This is a genomic window from Streptomyces albicerus, from assembly GCF_008905045.1.
Classification (GTDB): Bacteria; Actinomycetota; Actinomycetes; order Streptomycetales; family Streptomycetaceae; genus Streptomyces; species Streptomyces albicerus.
Window position 1 is genome coordinate 144,941 of record NZ_VWMY01000026.1, and the last position, 17,406, is coordinate 162,346.

15 protein-coding genes and 1 pseudogene are annotated in these 17,406 nt (G+C 70.1%); 9 read left to right on the forward strand and 7 right to left on the reverse strand.

The genetic code is table 11. The features are described from left to right. Positions 1-178: 178 nt before the first annotated feature. The 5 genes and pseudogenes from araD to GAS53_RS24480 all read right to left on the reverse strand — a co-directional run bounded on the left by araD (position 179) and on the right by GAS53_RS24480 (position 4,658). Positions 179-1,942, reverse strand: coding sequence for an L-arabinonate dehydratase (gene araD, locus GAS53_RS24460; RefSeq protein ID WP_151479849.1), 1,764 nt, complete (start codon positions 1,940-1,942; stop codon positions 179-181). Next, positions 1,939-2,850, reverse strand: a complete 912-nt coding sequence (locus GAS53_RS24465; protein ID WP_151479850.1) for a dihydrodipicolinate synthase family protein — start codon at positions 2,848-2,850, stop codon at positions 1,939-1,941. Before GAS53_RS24465 ends, araD begins: the two co-directional genes overlap by 4 nt. Then, complete coding sequence (locus tag GAS53_RS24470; protein WP_151479851.1) at positions 2,847-3,503, reverse strand: GntR family transcriptional regulator; 657 nt, start codon at positions 3,501-3,503, stop codon at positions 2,847-2,849. The genes GAS53_RS24465 and GAS53_RS24470 overlap by 4 nt, the downstream gene beginning before the upstream one ends. A gap of 300 nt (positions 3,504-3,803) precedes the next feature. Further along, positions 3,804-4,027: pseudogene (locus GAS53_RS58395) on the reverse strand (MBL fold metallo-hydrolase); the annotation flags it as partial. Between the two features lie 22 nt (positions 4,028-4,049). Continuing rightward, a complete protein-coding gene (locus GAS53_RS24480; RefSeq protein WP_151479852.1) occupies positions 4,050-4,658 on the reverse strand; it encodes a TIGR03086 family metal-binding protein in 609 nt (202 codons plus the stop codon). A gap of 173 nt (positions 4,659-4,831) precedes the next feature. Between GAS53_RS24480 and GAS53_RS24485 the strand changes: the two genes are divergently transcribed. The 3 genes from GAS53_RS24485 to GAS53_RS24495 all read left to right on the forward strand — a co-directional run bounded on the left by GAS53_RS24485 (position 4,832) and on the right by GAS53_RS24495 (position 8,648). After that, on the forward strand, positions 4,832-5,800 hold the full coding sequence (locus tag GAS53_RS24485) for an NAD(P)-dependent alcohol dehydrogenase (protein ID WP_151479853.1): 969 nt from the start codon (positions 4,832-4,834) through the stop codon (positions 5,798-5,800). Between the two features lie 236 nt (positions 5,801-6,036). Next, on the forward strand, positions 6,037-7,266 hold the full coding sequence (locus tag GAS53_RS24490) for an MFS transporter (protein WP_151479854.1): 1,230 nt from the start codon (positions 6,037-6,039) through the stop codon (positions 7,264-7,266). Between the two features lie 119 nt (positions 7,267-7,385). Continuing rightward, positions 7,386-8,648, forward strand: coding sequence for an MFS transporter (locus GAS53_RS24495; RefSeq protein WP_151479855.1), 1,263 nt, complete (start codon positions 7,386-7,388; stop codon positions 8,646-8,648). On the opposite strand, the gene GAS53_RS24500 is transcribed toward GAS53_RS24495, so the two are convergent. Together GAS53_RS24500 and GAS53_RS24505 are read right to left on the reverse strand one after the other, a co-directional pair. Next, on the reverse strand, positions 8,582-9,751 hold the full coding sequence (locus tag GAS53_RS24500) for a hypothetical protein (RefSeq protein ID WP_151479856.1): 1,170 nt from the start codon (positions 9,749-9,751) through the stop codon (positions 8,582-8,584). The two genes, GAS53_RS24495 and GAS53_RS24500, sit on opposite strands and share 67 nt — an antisense overlap. Positions 9,752-9,833: 82 nt before the next feature. Beyond that, positions 9,834-10,775, reverse strand: a complete 942-nt coding sequence (locus GAS53_RS24505) for a 5-dehydro-4-deoxyglucarate dehydratase (RefSeq protein WP_151479857.1) — start codon at positions 10,773-10,775, stop codon at positions 9,834-9,836. A 275-nt stretch (positions 10,776-11,050) separates the two neighbouring features. Between GAS53_RS24505 and GAS53_RS24510 the strand changes: the two genes are divergently transcribed. The 6 genes from GAS53_RS24510 (at position 11,051) to GAS53_RS24535 (ending at position 17,313) form a co-directional block, all read left to right on the forward strand. Continuing rightward, positions 11,051-11,875, forward strand: coding sequence for an NAD-dependent epimerase/dehydratase family protein (locus GAS53_RS24510; RefSeq protein WP_151479858.1), 825 nt, complete (start codon positions 11,051-11,053; stop codon positions 11,873-11,875). Between the two features lie 384 nt (positions 11,876-12,259). Further along, a complete protein-coding gene (locus GAS53_RS24515) occupies positions 12,260-13,030 on the forward strand; it encodes a DeoR/GlpR family DNA-binding transcription regulator (protein WP_151479859.1) in 771 nt (256 codons plus the stop codon). A gap of 113 nt (positions 13,031-13,143) precedes the next feature. Continuing rightward, positions 13,144-14,514 carry an ABC transporter substrate-binding protein gene (locus GAS53_RS24520; RefSeq protein ID WP_151479860.1) on the forward strand — a complete coding sequence of 457 codons (1,371 nt, stop codon included), beginning with the start codon at positions 13,144-13,146 and terminating at the stop codon, positions 14,512-14,514. Continuing rightward, positions 14,511-15,449: a carbohydrate ABC transporter permease gene (locus GAS53_RS24525; RefSeq protein ID WP_151479861.1), complete on the forward strand. Its 939-nt coding sequence runs from the start codon at positions 14,511-14,513 to the stop codon at positions 15,447-15,449. The genes GAS53_RS24520 and GAS53_RS24525 overlap by 4 nt, the downstream gene beginning before the upstream one ends. Continuing rightward, positions 15,446-16,327 (forward strand): carbohydrate ABC transporter permease, encoded by an 882-nt coding sequence (locus tag GAS53_RS24530; protein ID WP_151479862.1) that lies wholly within the window; start codon positions 15,446-15,448, stop codon positions 16,325-16,327. The genes GAS53_RS24525 and GAS53_RS24530 overlap by 4 nt, the downstream gene beginning before the upstream one ends. Next, a complete protein-coding gene (locus GAS53_RS24535) occupies positions 16,324-17,313 on the forward strand; it encodes a zinc-dependent alcohol dehydrogenase family protein (protein WP_151479863.1) in 990 nt (329 codons plus the stop codon). Before GAS53_RS24530 ends, GAS53_RS24535 begins: the two co-directional genes overlap by 4 nt. Positions 17,314-17,406: the final 93 nt, after the last annotated feature.

Consider the following 17,406-nt stretch of genomic DNA (forward strand, 5'->3'; position numbering starts at 1 on the left):
GACTGTTCTCCGTTCTCGGGGGTGTGCGGGTGGTGCTGTGCGCTCTGTCCGTTCGGTTCTGTGGTTCTCCGCTCACTCGCTGCTGTGGAAGCGCTTGCTATGCGGTCGGACTCCGGTGAAGCGCTTCGCGTACGTTGTTCGTGATCTCGGCCGTAAGGGGCGCCGACGGAGCTCGTCCTCAGCCCGCGTACGGGTCCTGCACCTTGCCCGGCCGCGCCAGGAAGGCGAAGTCGCAGCCGGTGTCCGCCTGGGTGATCTGTTCGTTGTAGAGCGCGCCGTAGCCGCGCTCGTAGCGCTCGGGCGGCGCGGTCCACTCCGCCCGGCGCCGCGCCAACTCCTCGTCGCCCACGTTGAGTTGGAGCACGCGTGACTCGACGTCGAGCGTGATGGTGTCGCCGGTGCGGACCAGGGCGAGCGGTCCGCCGATGTACGACTCGGGCGCCACGTGCAGTACGCAGGCGCCGTAACTCGTGCCGCTCATCCGGGCGTCGGAGATCCGCACCATGTCCCGTACGCCCTGCTTCAGCAGATGGTCGGGGATCGGCAGCATCCCGTACTCGGGCATGCCCGGGCCGCCCTTGGGTCCGGCGTTGCGCAGCACCAGCACGCTGTCGGCGGTGATGCCCAACTCCGGGTCGTTGATGGTGCGTTGCATGGTCCTGTAGTCGTCGAAGACGACCGCGGGACCGGTGTGCTTGAGCAGGTGCGGCTCGGCGGCGATGTGCTTGATGACCGCGCCGTCGGGGCAGAGGTTGCCGCGCAGGACGGCGACGCCTCCCTCGGCGGCGACGGGGTTGTGCCGGGTGCGGATGACGTCGTCGTTGTGCACCTGCGCCGATGCGAGCTGCTCGCGCAGGGTGTCGTACGAGACGGTCGGCCGGTCGAGGTGGAGCAGGTCGGTGATCCGCGACAGGAACCCTGGCAGTCCGCCCGCGAAGTGGAAGTCCTCCATCAGGTACGTCCGGCCGCCGGGCCGCACGTTCGCCAGGACCGGGACCGTGCGGGCGATCCGGTCGAAGTCGTCGAGGGTGAGCCGAACTCCGGCGCGTCCGGCCATGGCGATCAGGTGGATCACGGCGTTGGTGGAGCCGCCGAGTCCGAGGACGGTCGTCACTGCGTCCTCGAAGGCATCCTCGGTGAGGATGTCGGACAACTTCCGGTCCCTGCGGACGAGTTCGACGATCCTGAGCCCCGAGGCGGCGGCCATCCGGTCGTGCCCGGAGTCGACGGCCGGGATGCTGGAGGCGCCGGGGACCGTGACGCCGAGGGCCTCGGCGGCCGCGGTCAGCGTGGACGCCGTGCCCATGGTCATGCAGTGACCGGGCGAGCGTGCCAACCCGCTTTCCAGCTCGGTCATCTCGCAGTCGCCGATGAGTCCGGCGCGCTTGTCGTCCCAGTACTTCCACATGTCGGTGCCGGAGCCCAGGACCTCGTTGCGCCAGTGGCCAGGCAGCATGGGTCCGGCGGGCACGAAGACGGCCGGCAGGTCGACGGACGCGGCGCCCATGAGCAGCGCGGGCGTCGACTTGTCGCAGCCGCCCATGAGGACGGCCCCGTCCACCGGATACGACCTCAGCAGCTCCTCGGTCTCCATCGCGAGCATGTTGCGGTAGAGCATCGGGGTCGGCTTCTGGAAGGTCTCGCTCAGCGTCGACACCGGGAACTCGAGCGGGAAACCGCCGGCCTGCCACACGCCCCGCTTGACCGCCTGGGCACGGTCCCGCAGGTGGACGTGGCAGGGGTTGATGTCGGACCAGGTGTTGAGGATCGCGATGACGGGCTTGCCGAGGTGCTCCTCGGGGAGGTAGCCGAGCTGGCGGGTGCGGGCGCGGTGGCTGAAGGAGCGCAGCCCTTCCGTCCCGTACCACTGATGGCTGCGCAACTGCCGTGGGGCGTCCGGGGTTTGACCCTCCCCGGGTGTCGTCGGGTTGGCGTCGGTCATATGGACCACCCCGCAGCGATGGCGGCGATCTCGGCGCGTTCGGACTCGGGGAGTTCCTTGCTCGGCGGGCGGACCTCGCGGCGGCACAGGCCGAGCGATGCCAGGGCCTCCTTCACGACGGTCACGTTGTTGGCGGAGCCGTTGGCCGCGCGCAGTTCCTCGAAGCGGCGGATCTGCTCCCAGACCTTCATGGCGCCCGCGTAGTCGCCCGATCGAAGCGCTTCGATCATGTTCAGCGAAACGGCCGGGGCGACGTTCACCAGACCCGAGGTGAACCCCGTCGCGCCCGCCGAGAAGTACGAGGGCGCGTACGGCTCCGCGAGACCGGCCACCCACACGAAGCGTTCGAGCCCGGAGTCCCGCGCGAAGGCGGCGAAGCGGGCCGCGTCCGGCACGGCGTACTTCACGCCGATGACGTTCGGGCAGGCGTCGGCCAGCTCGGCGAGCCGGGCGCCGGCGAGCACCGGGTTGCGGATGTACGGGACGACGCCCAGTTCGGGGACGGCCTCCGCGATCGCCCGGTGGTAGTCGACCCAGCCGCCCTCCGAGACGTACGGGTGCACGGGCTGATGGACCATCACCATCTGCGCCCCGAGTTCGCGGGCATGGCGGGCGGAGGCGACGGCGGTCGGCAGGTCGTGCCCGACCCCGACCAGGATCGTCGCCCGGTCCCCTGCCTCGTCGATGGTCAACTCCGTTACGGTGCGGCGCTCTTCGGGGCTCAGGGCGTAGAACTCGCCGGTGTTCCCGTTGGGCGTGAGGATGCGTACGCCGCCGTCGAGCACCCGGCGCAGCAGCGCGCGGTGGACCTCGTGGTCGACGGTGCCATCCTCGGCGAACGGGGTCACGGGGATCGCCACCACGTCGGCGAGAGCGGCCCGTTGGGCCTCGAACGTGGTCGTGGTCATTCCTGTTCACCCTTTCCCTGGGCCTCGGGGAAGGCCCGTTGCACGAACGAGGCGATGTGCGAGTGCAGGGCGCGCGCCGCGCCGTCCGAGTCGCCTTCGAGGGCGAGCCGCAGGATCTCCCGGTGCTCGGTGGCCTCGCGCTCCCAGGACGGGTTGGCGGCCCAGGCGACCGCGGAGACCAGGGCGGCCTGGTCGCGGACCTCGTCTAGCATCCGGCCGAGCAGCGGGTTGCCGCAGGGGACGTAGAGGGCGCGGTGGAACTCCCGGTTGGCGAGGGAGCGTTGGGCGGTGTCGGTGGCCCCGTCGGCGCGTTCGAGCGCCTCGCGGGCCACGTCCAGGGAGGCGCCCCGCCGTACGGTGCGTCGCAGCGCCTCCGGCTCCAGGAGCAGCCGTACGTCGTACACCTCGCGCGCCATGTCCGCGTCCACCATGCGCACCGTGACGCCCTTGTACTGGTTCATCACGACGAGCCCGGTGCCGGCCAGGGTCTTGAGCGCCTCGCGCACCGGGGTCTTGGACACCCCGAACTGTGCGGCGAGCTCGGTCTCGACCAGGGCCTGTCCCGGTGTCAACTGCCCGGTGAGGATGCGGTGTTTGATTCCCTCCAGCACGAACTGCGTGCGGGACGGAATCGGCGTGGGCACAGAGGTCATGCGCGCCTCTCGGTGTCACGGAGTCCCCAGGGATCGGAGCCTCACGTATCTGATCTCACGTATCGCGTCTCATATATGACGTACGAAGTACGACGCGATGAAGGTAGGAGCGCCTCTGTGTTTCGTCAACGCTTCTGACAAAAGAAGTTGGCGTTGACGTTCGAACGGCCTGTGCTCAGACGGCCCTTACGGTCGCCTTCGCGTGCCGTGGACGTGCACCCGCCGAAGACGACGGCGGCGCGTTCGGTGGCCGCCTGCGGTGTGAGCGGACCTGTTCGCTTTCGCGATGCCGGTCGATGTCGGCCTCGCAAAGGAAAGCCCGCCGTAGGCGACCCGTAGACCGCGGTGAGCAGATCGGTGCAGTGGTCGGCATGCAGGCGCGAGATCCAGATCGCCGTCAGCCCCGCCGGATCCGTGTGCCGCTGCAACTCGGCGAACGTCTCCGGGCCGGCGTCCACCCATACGTCGGCTGCCGGTCCGGTGGGGGCCGGTCGTGCCCGCGGCGGAGCCGCACATCGACACAGCCCCGCGCCCCTTACGGGGCGCTCAGCCGGCAGGAGTCCCCCACCCCGGGTCCCGACCGCTCAACCCGATCACCCTGTCCAGCAGGGACGCCCCCTCCGGTACAGGCACGACCGGACCGAAGATGCTGTCGCGTGCCGGGTCGTCGGTGGACTGAGCCAGCATCTCGTACGCCGCTTGCAGGGCCGCCTTGTCAGGGGCATACGGCTGACCGGTCGCTCGGGCCAGGTCCCAGCCGTGTACGACGAGTTCGTTGGTGGCGACGATGCCCGCGACCTCGCCGGGCAGCTCCACACCGCCGGCCCGGGTCTCGCCCGTCCACGCGGCCGGATCGCGCCAGGCCTCGGCCAACTCGCCAAGCAGCTTCGGCAGTTCGGCACGCCATTCGGGCGGCGCGTCCGGCAGCTGGGACGTGGGGTCGGTGTCCGTCGTGGCCCCGAGATCCTTCCGCCCGGCGTCCCGGAAGGCCGCGGACAGTCCGACCAGATGCCCGAGCAGATTGCGTACGGCGTACTCCGGGCACGGCGTCGCCGCGTCCAGCTGCTCCTCGCTCACCTCCTCCGCGAGGCGGGCCACGATCAGGGCCTGCGGCCCCAGGTCGAGGGTCGTCGGTGTCGTGCCGCCGTCGCCCATGCTCGGCTCCTCTCATCAAGGGGTCTTCAGGGGGTAGACCGCCGACCGTACGAAAACTCATCGCCGCCGCTTCCAAGATCGTGCTCGGGAATCTGGTCAGGCTTTCGGGCCCCCGGCATGCTCGGTACAACCGGGACGCCCGGTGTCGGGGACCGCGAAGGGGAGCAGACGCCATGAAGGCGATCGTTCAGGATGCCTACGGACCGGCAGACCTCCTGGAACTGCGCGACATCGACCGCCCCGTACCCCGCGACGACGAGGTGCTCGTCGAGGTGCGCGCGGCAGGTGTCGGCCCCGAGGTGTGGCACCTCATGACGGGCAGGCCCTATGTGGCCCGCGTCGCCCTGGGACTCCGCAAGCCCAAGAATCCCGTACGGGGCTGGGACGGCGCCGGTCGTGTCGAAGCGGTGGGTGCGAAGGTGACCGACTTCAAGCCGGGCGACGAGGTCTTCGGCAACTGCGAGGGCTCGTTCGCCGAGTACGCGTGTGCCAAGGCCACCAAGATCGCCCTCAAACCGGTCAACCTCACTTTCGAGCAGGCCGCCGCCCTCCCCGTCTCCGGCATGACCGCCCTCCAGGCCCTGAGCGGCAAGGGCCGTCCGAAGCCGGGCCAGAAGGTCCTCGTGATCGGTGCCTCCGGCGGTGTCGGTTCCTATGCCGTCCAGCTCGCCGCGATGTACGGCGCCGAGGTCACCGGCGTCTGCGGCCCGACGGGGGCGGACTTCGTACGCTCCCAGGGCGCGACCCATGTCATCGACCACACCCGCGAGGACATCACCGACGCTCCCCACCCCTACGACGTCATCCTCGACAATGCGGGCCTGCGCCCCCTGCCCCTCCTCCGTCGCGCCCTCACCCCGCGCGGCACCCTCGTCATCGTCGGCGGCGAGGGCGGAACCGCGTTCTTCGGCGGGATGAGCCGCGGTCTCCGGGCCGTCCTGCTCTCTCCGTTCATCGGCCAGAACCTCCGCAACTTCATCTCCGTTGCCCGCCGCGAGGACCTCTTGACCCTCAAGAACCTCGTCGAGCAGGGCTCGATCACACCGCCCATCGAGCGCGCGTTCCCCCTCTCCGAGGCCCCAGCAGCCATCCGCCACCTGAAGCAGGGCCACCCTCGCGGCAAGATCGTCGTCACCGTCTGAGCGAGCTCGCCGTTGAAAGAGCGCTGATGAACCCGCGGGCCGGTGGGGGTTGGTCGCTCCCCCACTCTCGGCTTCGCTCGAGCGGGGGGACCCCCATCGCGGCGGAGCCGGATATGTCAACCCATGGTTGTGGCTGCCAGGTGGAGCGGTTGTTTGATCTGTGGAACGGCGGCCCGCTTAGATGTCGCTGGTCAACGTGAGGTTGTTGGGGCGCGGCAGCGAGGGGTGGGCTGAGATTGGGGGCCAGGCGGTCGCTCGGGCGGCGGTTCGGGTGGCTGTGGGCGGCGTACGCGGTCAGTACGTTCGGCACGCGGCTCGCGTTCGACGCGTTCCCCTTGCTCGCGATTCTCGTACTGCACGCCGGGCCGACGGAGGTGGCGGTGCTGGCGGCCGCGGGCCTCGCGGTGGGGGCTGTGGTCGCGGTGCCGCTCGGCCCCTGGATGGAGTTCCGCCGCAAGCGCCCGGTGATGGTCGCGATGGACCTGATCCGGTTCGCGGCACTGATGAGCGTCCCGGCCGCGTACGCGCTCGGCCGGCTCGGCTTCGTCCAGCTCCTGATCGTGTCGGTCGTCGTCGCCGCGGCCGACATCACCTTCACCGCGGCGAGCGGCGCCTGTCTCAAGGCACTCGTACCGCCGGAGGACCTGCTCGTCGCGAACGGGCGGTTCGAGTCCACGAACTGGACCGCCACCGTGCTCGGACCGCCGCTCGGCGGGGCCGCGATCGGGCTGTTCGGCCCGGTGATGACCGTGGTGGCCGACGCGGTCAGCTACCTGCTCTCGGCCATGGGCGTCCGCGCGATCGGCGGCGGGGAGCCGCGCCCGGTGCGAACCGGCGCACCGGCCCGGCTCCGAGCCGGCGACCTCCTCGAAGGGTGGCGGTACATCCTGGCCCACCCGGCACTGCGCCCGCTGTTCTTCAACACGATCCTCGTCAGCGGTCTGATCATGGCGACCTCGCCACCGCTCGCCGTCCTCATGCTCGGCGACCTCGGATTCGCGCCTTGGCAGTACGGCCTCGCCTTCGCCGCGCCCTGCGTCGGCGGCCTGATCGGCTCACGACTGGCCCGCCCGCTCGTCGCGCGGTTCGGGCGGCACAGGGTCATGCTCACCGCGGGGACACTGCGCGCGTGCTGGTTGCTCGGGCTGGCCTTCGTCCGTCCCGGCACCGCCGGACTCGTGCTCGTCATCGCCGTCGAATTCGGGCTGATCACCAGCATGGGCGTGTTCAACCCGGTGTATGCCACCTACCGGCTCGAACAGACGGCGACGGACCGGCTCGCCCGCACCCTGTCCGCGTGGTCGATCACCAGCAAACTCACCGTCGCGGCCCTGACCGCCCTGTGGGGTCTGCTGGCCGGACTCACCGGCCCCCGCACCGCGATCGCGATCGCCGGTCTCCTCATGCTGGCCACCCCGCTCCTGCTCCCCCGGCACGAGCGGAAACCGGCCCCGAGCCACACCTGACACCTCCAGCGCACCGCCACAAGCCGTAGGAGCTCGTCGGCGGGTCATCCGTGCCCGCACATCGCCTAAGGCACCTGCCCGATCCCCGCCCCAGGGCCTTAGCCCCACGATGACCAGGCATGACGACATCGACACCATCGACGCCATGGGCGGTGACGCGTGTCCTGAGGGACCGCAACGCCGGCCTGTATCTGGGCGGGGTCGTGGTCTCCGGGTTCGGCTCGTCGGCGATGTGGCTGGTGTCCGGGATCTGGGTGAAGGACCTGACCGGCTCGGACGGCCTGGCCGCCCTGTGCGTCTTCGCCCTCTGGGCACCCACGCTGATCGGCCCGGCCCTCGGCACCCTCGCGGACCGCACCCGCCGCCGACCGCTGCTGGTGTGGACGAACCTGGGCCTGGCCTCGCTCCTCCTGACCCTCTTCACCGTCGACTCACCGGGCACCCTGTGGATCCTCTTCGCCGCACTCCTCGTCTACGGAGCGGCAGGCGTCGTCCACGACGCGGCCGAGTCGGCCCTGGTGGCCTCGGCCGTCGACAAACAGCTCCTCGGCGACTTCAACGGCCTTCGCACGACCGCCAACGAGGGCATGAAACTGCTCGCGCCACTCGCCGGAGCAGGCCTGTACGCGGCCTACGGGGGCGCCCGTGTCGCACTCCTGGACGCGCTCACCTTCGTCCTGGCCGCAGGCCTGTACACGCTCCTCCGCGTACGCGAACCGAAGCCCCTCCCGGCCCCGGCCTCGGCCGGCTGGCGCACCCAAACGGCAGAAGGCGCCCGCTACTTGTGGAGCCACCGGACCGTGCGCCCCCTCGTCCTGGCCGGCGGCACGACCATGTTCTTCGCGGGCCTCAACGGCGCGACGATCTACGCGGTGGCGGACGGCCTGGGCCACTCCCCCGCATACGTGGGTCTCCTGTACGCCGTCCAGGGCGCCGGCTCGGTGACGGTCGGCATGGCCGCGGGCCCGCTCCTCCGGCGCCTGGGCGAGCGCCGGTTCGCGGGATACGGCATCGCGCTCACCGCGGTGGCCGTGATGGCCCGCGCGCTCCCGTACGACGCGGTCGTCCTCGCCTCGGCCGCGGCGGTCGGCGTCGGGCTCCCCTGCGTGCTGATCGCGGCTCTCACCGCGGTCCAGCGCGAGACTCCGGACGCCCTGCTCGGGCGTGCGGCGGCGACCGCCAACACGCTGCTGTTCGCGCCGAGCGCGGTGGGGCTCGCGCTGGGCGCGGGCCTGGTCGAACTCGTCGACCACCGGGTGCTGTTGGCGGTGCTCGGGGCGGCCCGCCTCGTGACGGTCGTGCCCTTCCTGCGGTCTCAGCCGAGCCGCGCGAGCGCCTCCGTCACGAGCGACAGGTCCTCGTCGGACGCCAACCCCGCGTGATACAGCCGCACTTCGGTGGCGCCGAGCTCGACCGCCCGCGTCACGTCCTCGACGAGCGTCGCCGGACTGCCGCCCATCCCGCTCACGATCGTGAAGTTGGCCGCCAGCACACTGTCCTCGACAGCCTGCTCGGCAAAGGGAGTCAGCAGCTCGGGCCCTCCGGTGCACGGCACGACCACGCCGTCGGCCACCGACAGGATGTGCGCGGGATCCACACCGGCGTTCGCGCCGACGTGGTACGACGCCGGGTCGGCGTGCAGCAGGATCTGGAACCCTTCGGGAGCGGCCGCGCGCACGGCGGCGACGGCCTCCGTCTGGAGGGAACGGGCGACGGAGTCCCGCCACGCGCGTGTGGCCGTTGCCAACTCGCCGCCCAGCAGCTTCTCCACAGCCTCCCAGCCCCCGGCGGGAGACTCGCCGTGCCACACCGGCTCCAGGGCGCGCCGGACCGCGGCCGCCAACTCGTCCGGGTCCAGCCCCAGTTGCGTACAGCCGTCGCGGCAGGAGGGGCAGAAGCACAGCGACATCAGGTACTGCCCGGCGTCCCCGAGTGCCACGCCCGCCGTCTTGTCGTGGGCGTGAAGATGCGCGAGCCCGTACCAGCCGAGGGACTCCAGCTCCGTACCCGCGGCGCCGGGTCGTACGGCCGCCTCGACGGCCAGCTCGAGCAGGTACGCGCGCGTGTCGGGCTGCGCGATACAGGGGGCCCACGGATAGCGGTCCCCGTAGGCGTTGACCACGGAGGTGTCCGGAAACTCCTCGCCCATACGGGAGTTGTGCGCGAGCACCACCCACGTGTGCACGTCGAGCCCCGCCTCCGCAAGGTCCGAGGCGGCCGCACCGTACGCGTCTCCGGGCGCCCAGTCCCCGGCGGCGTACGGCCGGAGCCTGCGCTCCTGCCAGCGCTCGGCGTCCGCCGGGTAGAGCACGGCCGCGTGCCGGGCGGTGACGATCCGGTGCCGGGGGTGGCGGGGGGTCAGCGCGCGCGTGGAGTGGTACGCGGAGGCGAGCGTCGCCTGCCGTACGCCGAGCCCGGCGATGCGCGCCGCCGCGTCGGGGTCGCCGACGACATCCCATGGATAGACGAAGGTCGACGCCTTCACATGCCCTCCCGACCGTGCCCGGTGCACGTCTGATCGTGCCTCGTGCCCTCCCGACCGTGCCTCGTGCTGCCCTGCCGACCGCTCACATGCCCTCCTTGAGAAGCGCGTAGCCCCGCTCGATCAGCTGGGCGAGCTGCTTGACGTGGTCCTCGGAGGGCTCGTGCAGCGGCGGCCGCACCTCGCCGACGTCGAGCCCCCGCAGCCGCACGGCCGCCTTGACCAGCGAGACAGCGTACCCGCGGCCCTGGGCGCGCAGTTCGACGAGTGGCCGGTAGAAGCCGTCGATGAGCCGGTTCACGGTGGCGTCGTCGCCGGAGCCCAGGGCCTGGTGGAAGGCGAGGGCGATCTCGGGCGCGAAGCAGAAGACGGCGGAGGAGTAGAGCGTGATGCCGATGCCGCGGTAGGCGAGCCCGGTGAGCTCGGCGGTCGGCAGTCCGTTGAAGTAGAGGAAGTCTCCCGGGACTTCGGACCGGACCGTGCTCACGATGCGCTGCATCAGGTCGAGGTCGCCGAGCCCGTCCTTGAAGCCGATGATCCCCTCGGCACGGGCCAGCGAGACGACTGTCTCGGGCGTGAACACGGCGTTGTCCCGCTGGTACACGATGACATCGAGCGAGGTGGCGGACGCCAGCTCCGTGTAGTGCCGCAGCAGCCCCTCCTGCCCGGCGACGACGAGATAGGGCGGCATGGCGAGCAGCCCGTCCGCGCCGGCCTCCTCGGCGAGCCGCGCGTACCGCACGGCGAGCGCGGTCCCGTATCCGGCGCCCGCGACGACGGGGACGCGTCCCGCCGCCTCCTCGACGGCCGCCCGTACGCACTCCTGGAACTCCTCGGGCGTGAGCGCGTGGAACTCCCCGGTGCCGCAGCAGGCGAAGACGGCGGCGGCACCGGCCTCGACGCCCCGCCGGACATGCTCGCGGTAGACGTCGAGGTCGATGCCGCCCTCGCGGTCGTACGCGGTGACGGGGAAGAACAGCGGCCCGCTCGGAATACTGAGTCGAGCGGCGAGGGGGGCTGACGTCACGGGCTCTCCCTAGAGGATGCACGCACACGCCACCCGTGCACGTTTCTGATCCATGTCCATATCCCTGAACACATCCACGCTAAGGCGCCCTCTTAGTGGCGGTCAAGCGGGCAAACCCGCATTGCAGGAGCAACAAGAGGGGAGAAAGAGCACGGAAGGGGAGCGGATTTCCGCACTCCGCGCGACACTTGACGCGGCCCGCCGACGATCCCTAGCGTGTCCACGGATGTGAATGCCGTACACGAATACGGCTGCTGAATCAAGGAGACCCGAGGATGCCCGCTCCCCGCACCGTTCTGCTCACCGGCGCCGCCGGCGGCCTCGGCACTCTGATGCGGGGGCTGCTGCCCGCCTACGGCTACGAGCTGCGCCTCCTCGACCTGCTCCCGATCGAGGGCGAGCGGGACGCGGTCACCGCGGACCTCGGCGACAAGGAGGCCCTGCGCGAGGCCGTACGGGGCGTGGACGCGATCATCCATCTCGCGGGCATCTCACTGGAGTCCACCTTCGAGAAGATCCTGAAGGCGAACATCGAGGGCACCTACAACCTGTACGAGGCGGCCCGCGAGGAGGGCATCCGGCGCGTCGTCTTCGCCTCCTCCAACCACGCGGTCGGCTTCACCCCGCGCCCCCAGGGCGACGTACCGCTCGATCCGGGTGCGCTCATCCCCATCGACACCCCCCGCCGCCCGGACACCTTCTACGGGCTGTCGAAGTCGTTCGGCGAGGACCTGGCGCAGTTCTACTGGGACAAGCACGGCATGGAGACCGTCTCCGTCCGCATCGGCTCCTGCTTCCTGGAGCCGACCAGCGTGCGCATGCTGTCGGTCTGGATGAGCCCCGGTGACGGCGCCCGCCTCTTCCACGCGGCCCTGACCGCCGAGGACGTCCGGCACACGGTCGTCTACGGCTCCTCCGCGAACACCCGCCTGTGGTGGGACCTGTCCACCGCACGGGCGCTGGGTTACGAGCCGCAGGACGACTCGGAGCAGTACGCCGAGAAGCTGATCGCGGAGCAGGGCGAGCTGGACCCGGAGAACCCGGACCACGCACACCTGGGCGGCCACTTCGTGACCAAACCGCCCGTCTGGCCGTACTGAGAGCCTGTGTCACTTCTCCGAGCGGGGATGTGACACAGGCTCTGAGCCCGGACCCGGCGTCGCACCGGCACCGCTGACACTTCCAGCCACTCCACAGAGACCACCCCACGGGGCGGGCGGGCACCGAACGGGCCCGCCCGCTCCGTCGTTCGGGCATGCGCTGTGCCCGAATTCCGCTGCATCGCAGGTCCGGCGCGGGCAGCCGCCGCGTCGAACGGGCACATACGGGCGCCATCGGGCCCGTAACAGGCCTGGTCAGTGGCGCGTACCCGCTGTAGAACTTCCCCCATGGGCCCCACCGGGCCCGAACGGGCGCCAGTGAGCCACCGGCTCGAGCGCCCCGGCGGCGAACGAAACCATGAAGAAGCAGCGCAGCGAGAGCGGGTGCAGGCCATGAGTGCGGAAGAACGTCAGCGGGAGATCGTCAAGACCGCCCGCCGCACCGGCGGCGTCGACGTGAACGCGCTCGCCGCCGAGCTGGGCGTCGCCAAAGAGACCGTACGCCGCGATCTGCGCGCCCTGGAGGACCACGGCCTGGTCCGCCGCACTCACGGCGGCGCCTATCCCGTGGAGAGCGCCGGCTTCGAGACGACGCTCGCCTTCCGCGCCACCAGCCACGTGCCCGAGAAGCGCCGGATCGCGGCCGCCGCGGCCGAGCTGCTCGGGGACGCCGAGACGGTCTTCGTCGACGAGGGGTTCACCCCGCAGCTCATCGCCGAATCGCTGCCCCGGGACCGGCCGCTTACCGTGGTCACCGCGTCCCTGGCCACCGCGGGCGCGCTCGCCGAGGCCGACAACACGACCGTGCTGCTGCTCGGCGGCCGGGTCAGGCCCGGCACGCTCGCGACCGTCGACCACTGGACGACGAAGATGCTCGCCGGCTTCGTCATCGACCTGGCGTTCATCGGCGCCAACGGCATCTCCCGCGAACACGGCCTCACCACCCCCGACCCGGCGGTCAGCGAGGTCAAGGCGCAGGCGATCCGGGCCGCGCGGCGCACGGTCTTCGCGGGCGTGCACACCAAGTTCGGTGCCGTCAGCTTCTGCCGGTTCGCGGAGATCAGTGCCCTGGAGGCCATCGTCACCAGCACACTGCTCCCCACGTCCGAGGCCCACCGCTACTCGATGCAGGGCCCCCAGGTCATCCGCGTCTGAAACAGCGTTCCCACCCAAGCCCCCAAAGAGTTCAAAAAACAAACTGACCCACTACAGAGGCATCGCACTACGCCACGCCATCCCATATGTGCCGATATATCCAGGAGCGATCCATGCGAACCCAGAGCCGACGGAGGCCGCGCGCGATGTTCGCCGCGGCCGCCGCGGGGACGCTGCTCGCCCCGCTGCTCTCCGGTTGCTGGACCGGAGCGGGCGGGGCGGGCTCCGGGGGCAACTCCATCAACGTCCTCATGGTCAACAACCCGCAGATGGTGGAACTGCAGAAGCTCACCGCCGCCCACTTCACCAAGGAGACCGGCATCAAGGTGAACTTCACCGTCCTGCCGGAGAACGACGTCCGCGACAAGATCAGCCAGGACTTCGCCAACCAGGCCGGCCAGTACGACGTGGCCACCCTGTCCAACTACGAGATACCGATCTACGCCAAGAACGACTGGCTGCACGAGATGGACTCGTACGTCGCGAAGGACCCGGGCTACGACGAGCAGGACGTCCTCAAGCCCATGCGCCAGTCCCTCACCGCGGACGACGGCAAGCTCTACGGACAGCCCTTCTACGGCGAGTCGTCCTTCCTGATGTACCGCAAGGACGTGTTCGAGGCGAAGGGCCTCACGATGCCCGAGCGCCCGACCTGGACCCAGGTGGCCGACCTCGCCGCCAAGGCCGACGGCGCCGAGTCGGGCATGAAGGGCATCTGTCTGCGCGGCCTGCCCGGCTGGGGCGAGGTCATGGCTCCGCTCACCACGGTCGTGAACACCTTCGGCGGCACCTGGTTCGACAAGGACTGGAAGGCGCAGCTCGACTCCCCCGAGTTCGAAAAGGCCACGAAGTTCTATGTGGACCTCGTCCGCAAGCACGGTGAGTCCGGCGCGGCCCAGTCCGGCTTCGCCGAGTGCCTGAACAACATGACCCAGGGCAAGGTCGCCATGTGGTACGACGCCACATCCGCCGCCGGTTCCCTGGAGTCGGCCAACTCCCCCGTCAAGGGCAAGATCGGCTACGTACCGGCGCCGGTCGAGAAGACGGAGTCCTCCGGCTGGCTCTACACCTGGGCCTGGGGCATCCAGGACGCGTCCCGGAACCCCGACAAGGCGTGGAAGTTCGTCTCCTGGGCGTCCAGCAAGCAGTACGAGCAGCTGGTGGGCGACGAGATCGGCTGGTCCAACGTCCCGGCCGGCAAGCGCGCCTCGACGTACACGAACGCCGCCTACCGCAAGGAGGCCGCCGCCTTCCAGGAGATGACGAAGGACGCCATCGAGGGTGCCCGGCCCACCGACCCCGGGGTGCAGCCGCGGCCCGCGCCCGGCATCCAGTTCGTCGGCATCCCCGAGTTCACCGATCTCGGCACCAAGGTCTCGCAGGAGATCAGCGCGGCCATCGCCGGACGCCAGTCCGTCGAGTCGGCCCTGAGGAAGTCCCAGCAACTGGCCGAGGACATCTCCGAGGAGTACGAGGGACGATGACCGCGACAACGACAGCCCCGATAGCAGCACCATCCGTACGCACGGAGAAGCCCCCCTCGGGCCGCCTGCGTGCCTGGGCGACCCGCGCCCCTCTCCTCCCCGCCCTGATCTTCATGATCGTCGTGACCCAGCTCCCGTTCGTGGCCACGCTGGTGATCTCCTTCTTCGACTGGAACTCGCTCTACCCGGACGCCCGCCACTTCACGGGCTTCGCCAACTACTCGGAGGTCCTGACCGACGCGGACCTGCGCCAGTCGGTCTGGACGACCATCGTGCTGACGGTCACCGTGGTGCTGGTCAGCCTCGTCCTCGGCCTGGGCCTCGCCCTCCTCCTGGACCGCAAGTTCCGGGGCCGCGGTCTGGTCCGTACGCTCCTGATCGCGCCCTTCCTGGTCGTCCCGGTGGCCGCCGCCCTGCTCTGGAAGCATGTGCTCTACAACCCTGAATACGGCCTGTTCAATGGGTTGTTGCACTATGTCGGCGGACCGGAGCCGGACTGGATCTCCAACACCCCGCTGCTCGCCGTCGAGGCATCCCTCGTCTGGCAGTGGACGCCCTTCATGATGCTGATCCTGCTGGCCGGCCTGCAGAGCCGCGACCACCAGCAGATCGAGGCGGCGAAGGTGGACGGCGCGAACGAGTGGCAGGTCTTCCGCTATCTGACACTCCCCCACCTGCGCCGCTACCTCGAACTGGGCGCCCTCCTGGGCTCGATCTACATCGTCCAGAACTTCGACGCGGTCTTCACCATCACATCCGGCGGCCTCGGCACCGCCAACCTCCCCTACACCGTCTACCAGAGCTTCTACCAGGCCCATGAGAACGGCCTCGCCTCCGCGGCCGGCGTCCTGGTCGTCATCGGCTCGATCATCATCGCGACCTTCGCGCTGCGCGTGGTGTCGTCCCTGTTCCGCGAGGAGGTGTCCCGCGCATGAGCTCCACAGCGATACGTGTACGTCCCCGCAGCACCGGTCCCGGCCACCCCGGTCCCCGCCGCGCCAAGGGAGTGGGTCTGGGCCTGGTCGCCTGGCTGGCCGGCATCGTCTTCTTCCTCCCCATCGCCTGGATGGCCCTGACGTCCTTCCACTCCGAGGAGGACGCGGCGACCAATCCCCCGTCCTTCGGGGCCGCGCTCACCCTCGACGGCTACCGAGAGTTCTTCGGCACGGGCGGCGGCGCGAGCCCCTGGCCCTCGCTCATCAACTCCACGGCAGCATCGCTGGCGTCGACGCTCCTGGTCCTGCTCCTGGCGCTCCCGGCGGCGTACGCACTCTCGATCCGCCCGGTGAAGAAGTGGACGGACGTCCTGTTCTTCTTCCTGTCGACGAAGATGCTCCCGGTGGTGGCGGGCCTCCTGCCCATCTACCTCTTCGCGAAGAACACGGGAATGCTGGACAACATCTGGCTCCTGGTCATCCTCTACACCTCCATGAACCTGCCGATCGCGGTGTGGATGATGCAGTCCTTCCTCTCCGAGGTCCCGGTGGCCGTCATCGAGGCGGCACAGATCGACGGCGCGAAACTGCCGACGATCCTCGCGCGCGTGGTGGCCCCCATCGCTCTCCCGGGCATCGCCGCCACGGCCCTCATCTGCTTCATCTTCAGCTGGAACGAACTGCTCTTCGCCCGAGTACTGACGGGCGTGGTGGCGGAGACCGCGCCGGTCTTCCTCACCGGCTTCATCACCAGCCAGGGCCTGTTCCTGGCGAAGGTGTGCGCCGCCTCGCTCGTCATCTCCCTGCCGGTGCTCGCCGCGGGGTTCGCCGCCCAGGACAAACTCGTCCAGGGCCTGTCACTGGGAGCCGTGAAATGAAGGCCGCCGTCATCGAGTCCGTGGGCAAGGCAGTCGTCGCCGAGGTCCCGGACCCGACGCCAGGCCCCCGCGAGGTCGTCGTCGAGGTCGCGGCCTGCGGCCTGTGCGGCACCGATCTCCACATCCTCCAGGGCGAGTTCGCCCCCAAGCTGCCGATCGTGCCGGGGCACGAGTTCGCGGGCGAGGTGGTCGGGGTCGGCACCCAGGTCACGGAACTGTCGGTGGGCGACCGAGTCGCGGTCGACCCCTCCCTCTACTGCTACGAGTGCCGCTACTGCCGTACGGGCCACAACAACCTCTGCGAGCGCTGGGCGGCGATCGGTGTGACGACGGCGGGCGGCGCGGCCCAGTTCGCGGTCGCGCCCGTGGCCAACTGCGTCAAGCTCCCCGAACACGTACGCACCCAGGACGCGGCCCTCGTCGAACCCCTCTCCTGCGCGGTCCGCGGCTACGACGTCCTCCAGTCCCGTCTCGGTGCGCATGTCCTGATCTACGGGTCCGGAACCATGGGTCTGATGATGCTGGAGCTGGCGAAGCGGACGGGGGCGGCGAGCGTGGACATCGTGGACATCAATCCGCACCGGCTGGCGACGGCCGAGCAGCTCGGTGTCTCGGCCTCGGCCACGAACGCCGACGAGCTGGACCGTCCTCAGGGGTGGGACCTGGTCGTCGACGCCACGGGCAACGCCGCGGCGATCCAGGACGGCCTGGACCGGGTGGCCAAGGCCGGCACATTCCTCCAGTTCGGCGTGGCCGACTACGCGACCCGGGTCACGATCGACCCGTACCGCATCTACAACCAGGAGATCACCATCACCGGCTCCATGGCCGTCCTCCACAGCTTCGAACGTGCGGCGGAGCTCTTCGCCACGGGCGTCCTGAACCCGGACATCTTCATCAGCGACCGCCTGCCCCTGACGAACTATCCCCAGGCACTGGAACAGTTCGCGTCGGGGGTGGGCAGGAAGATCGTGGTGGTGCCGTAGAGCTCTTTTCGCCCCCGCCGCCCCTACCCGTCCCATCCCCTGGGGCTCCGCCCCAGACCCCGTCGGGGGCCAGCCCCCGAACCCCCGCTCCTC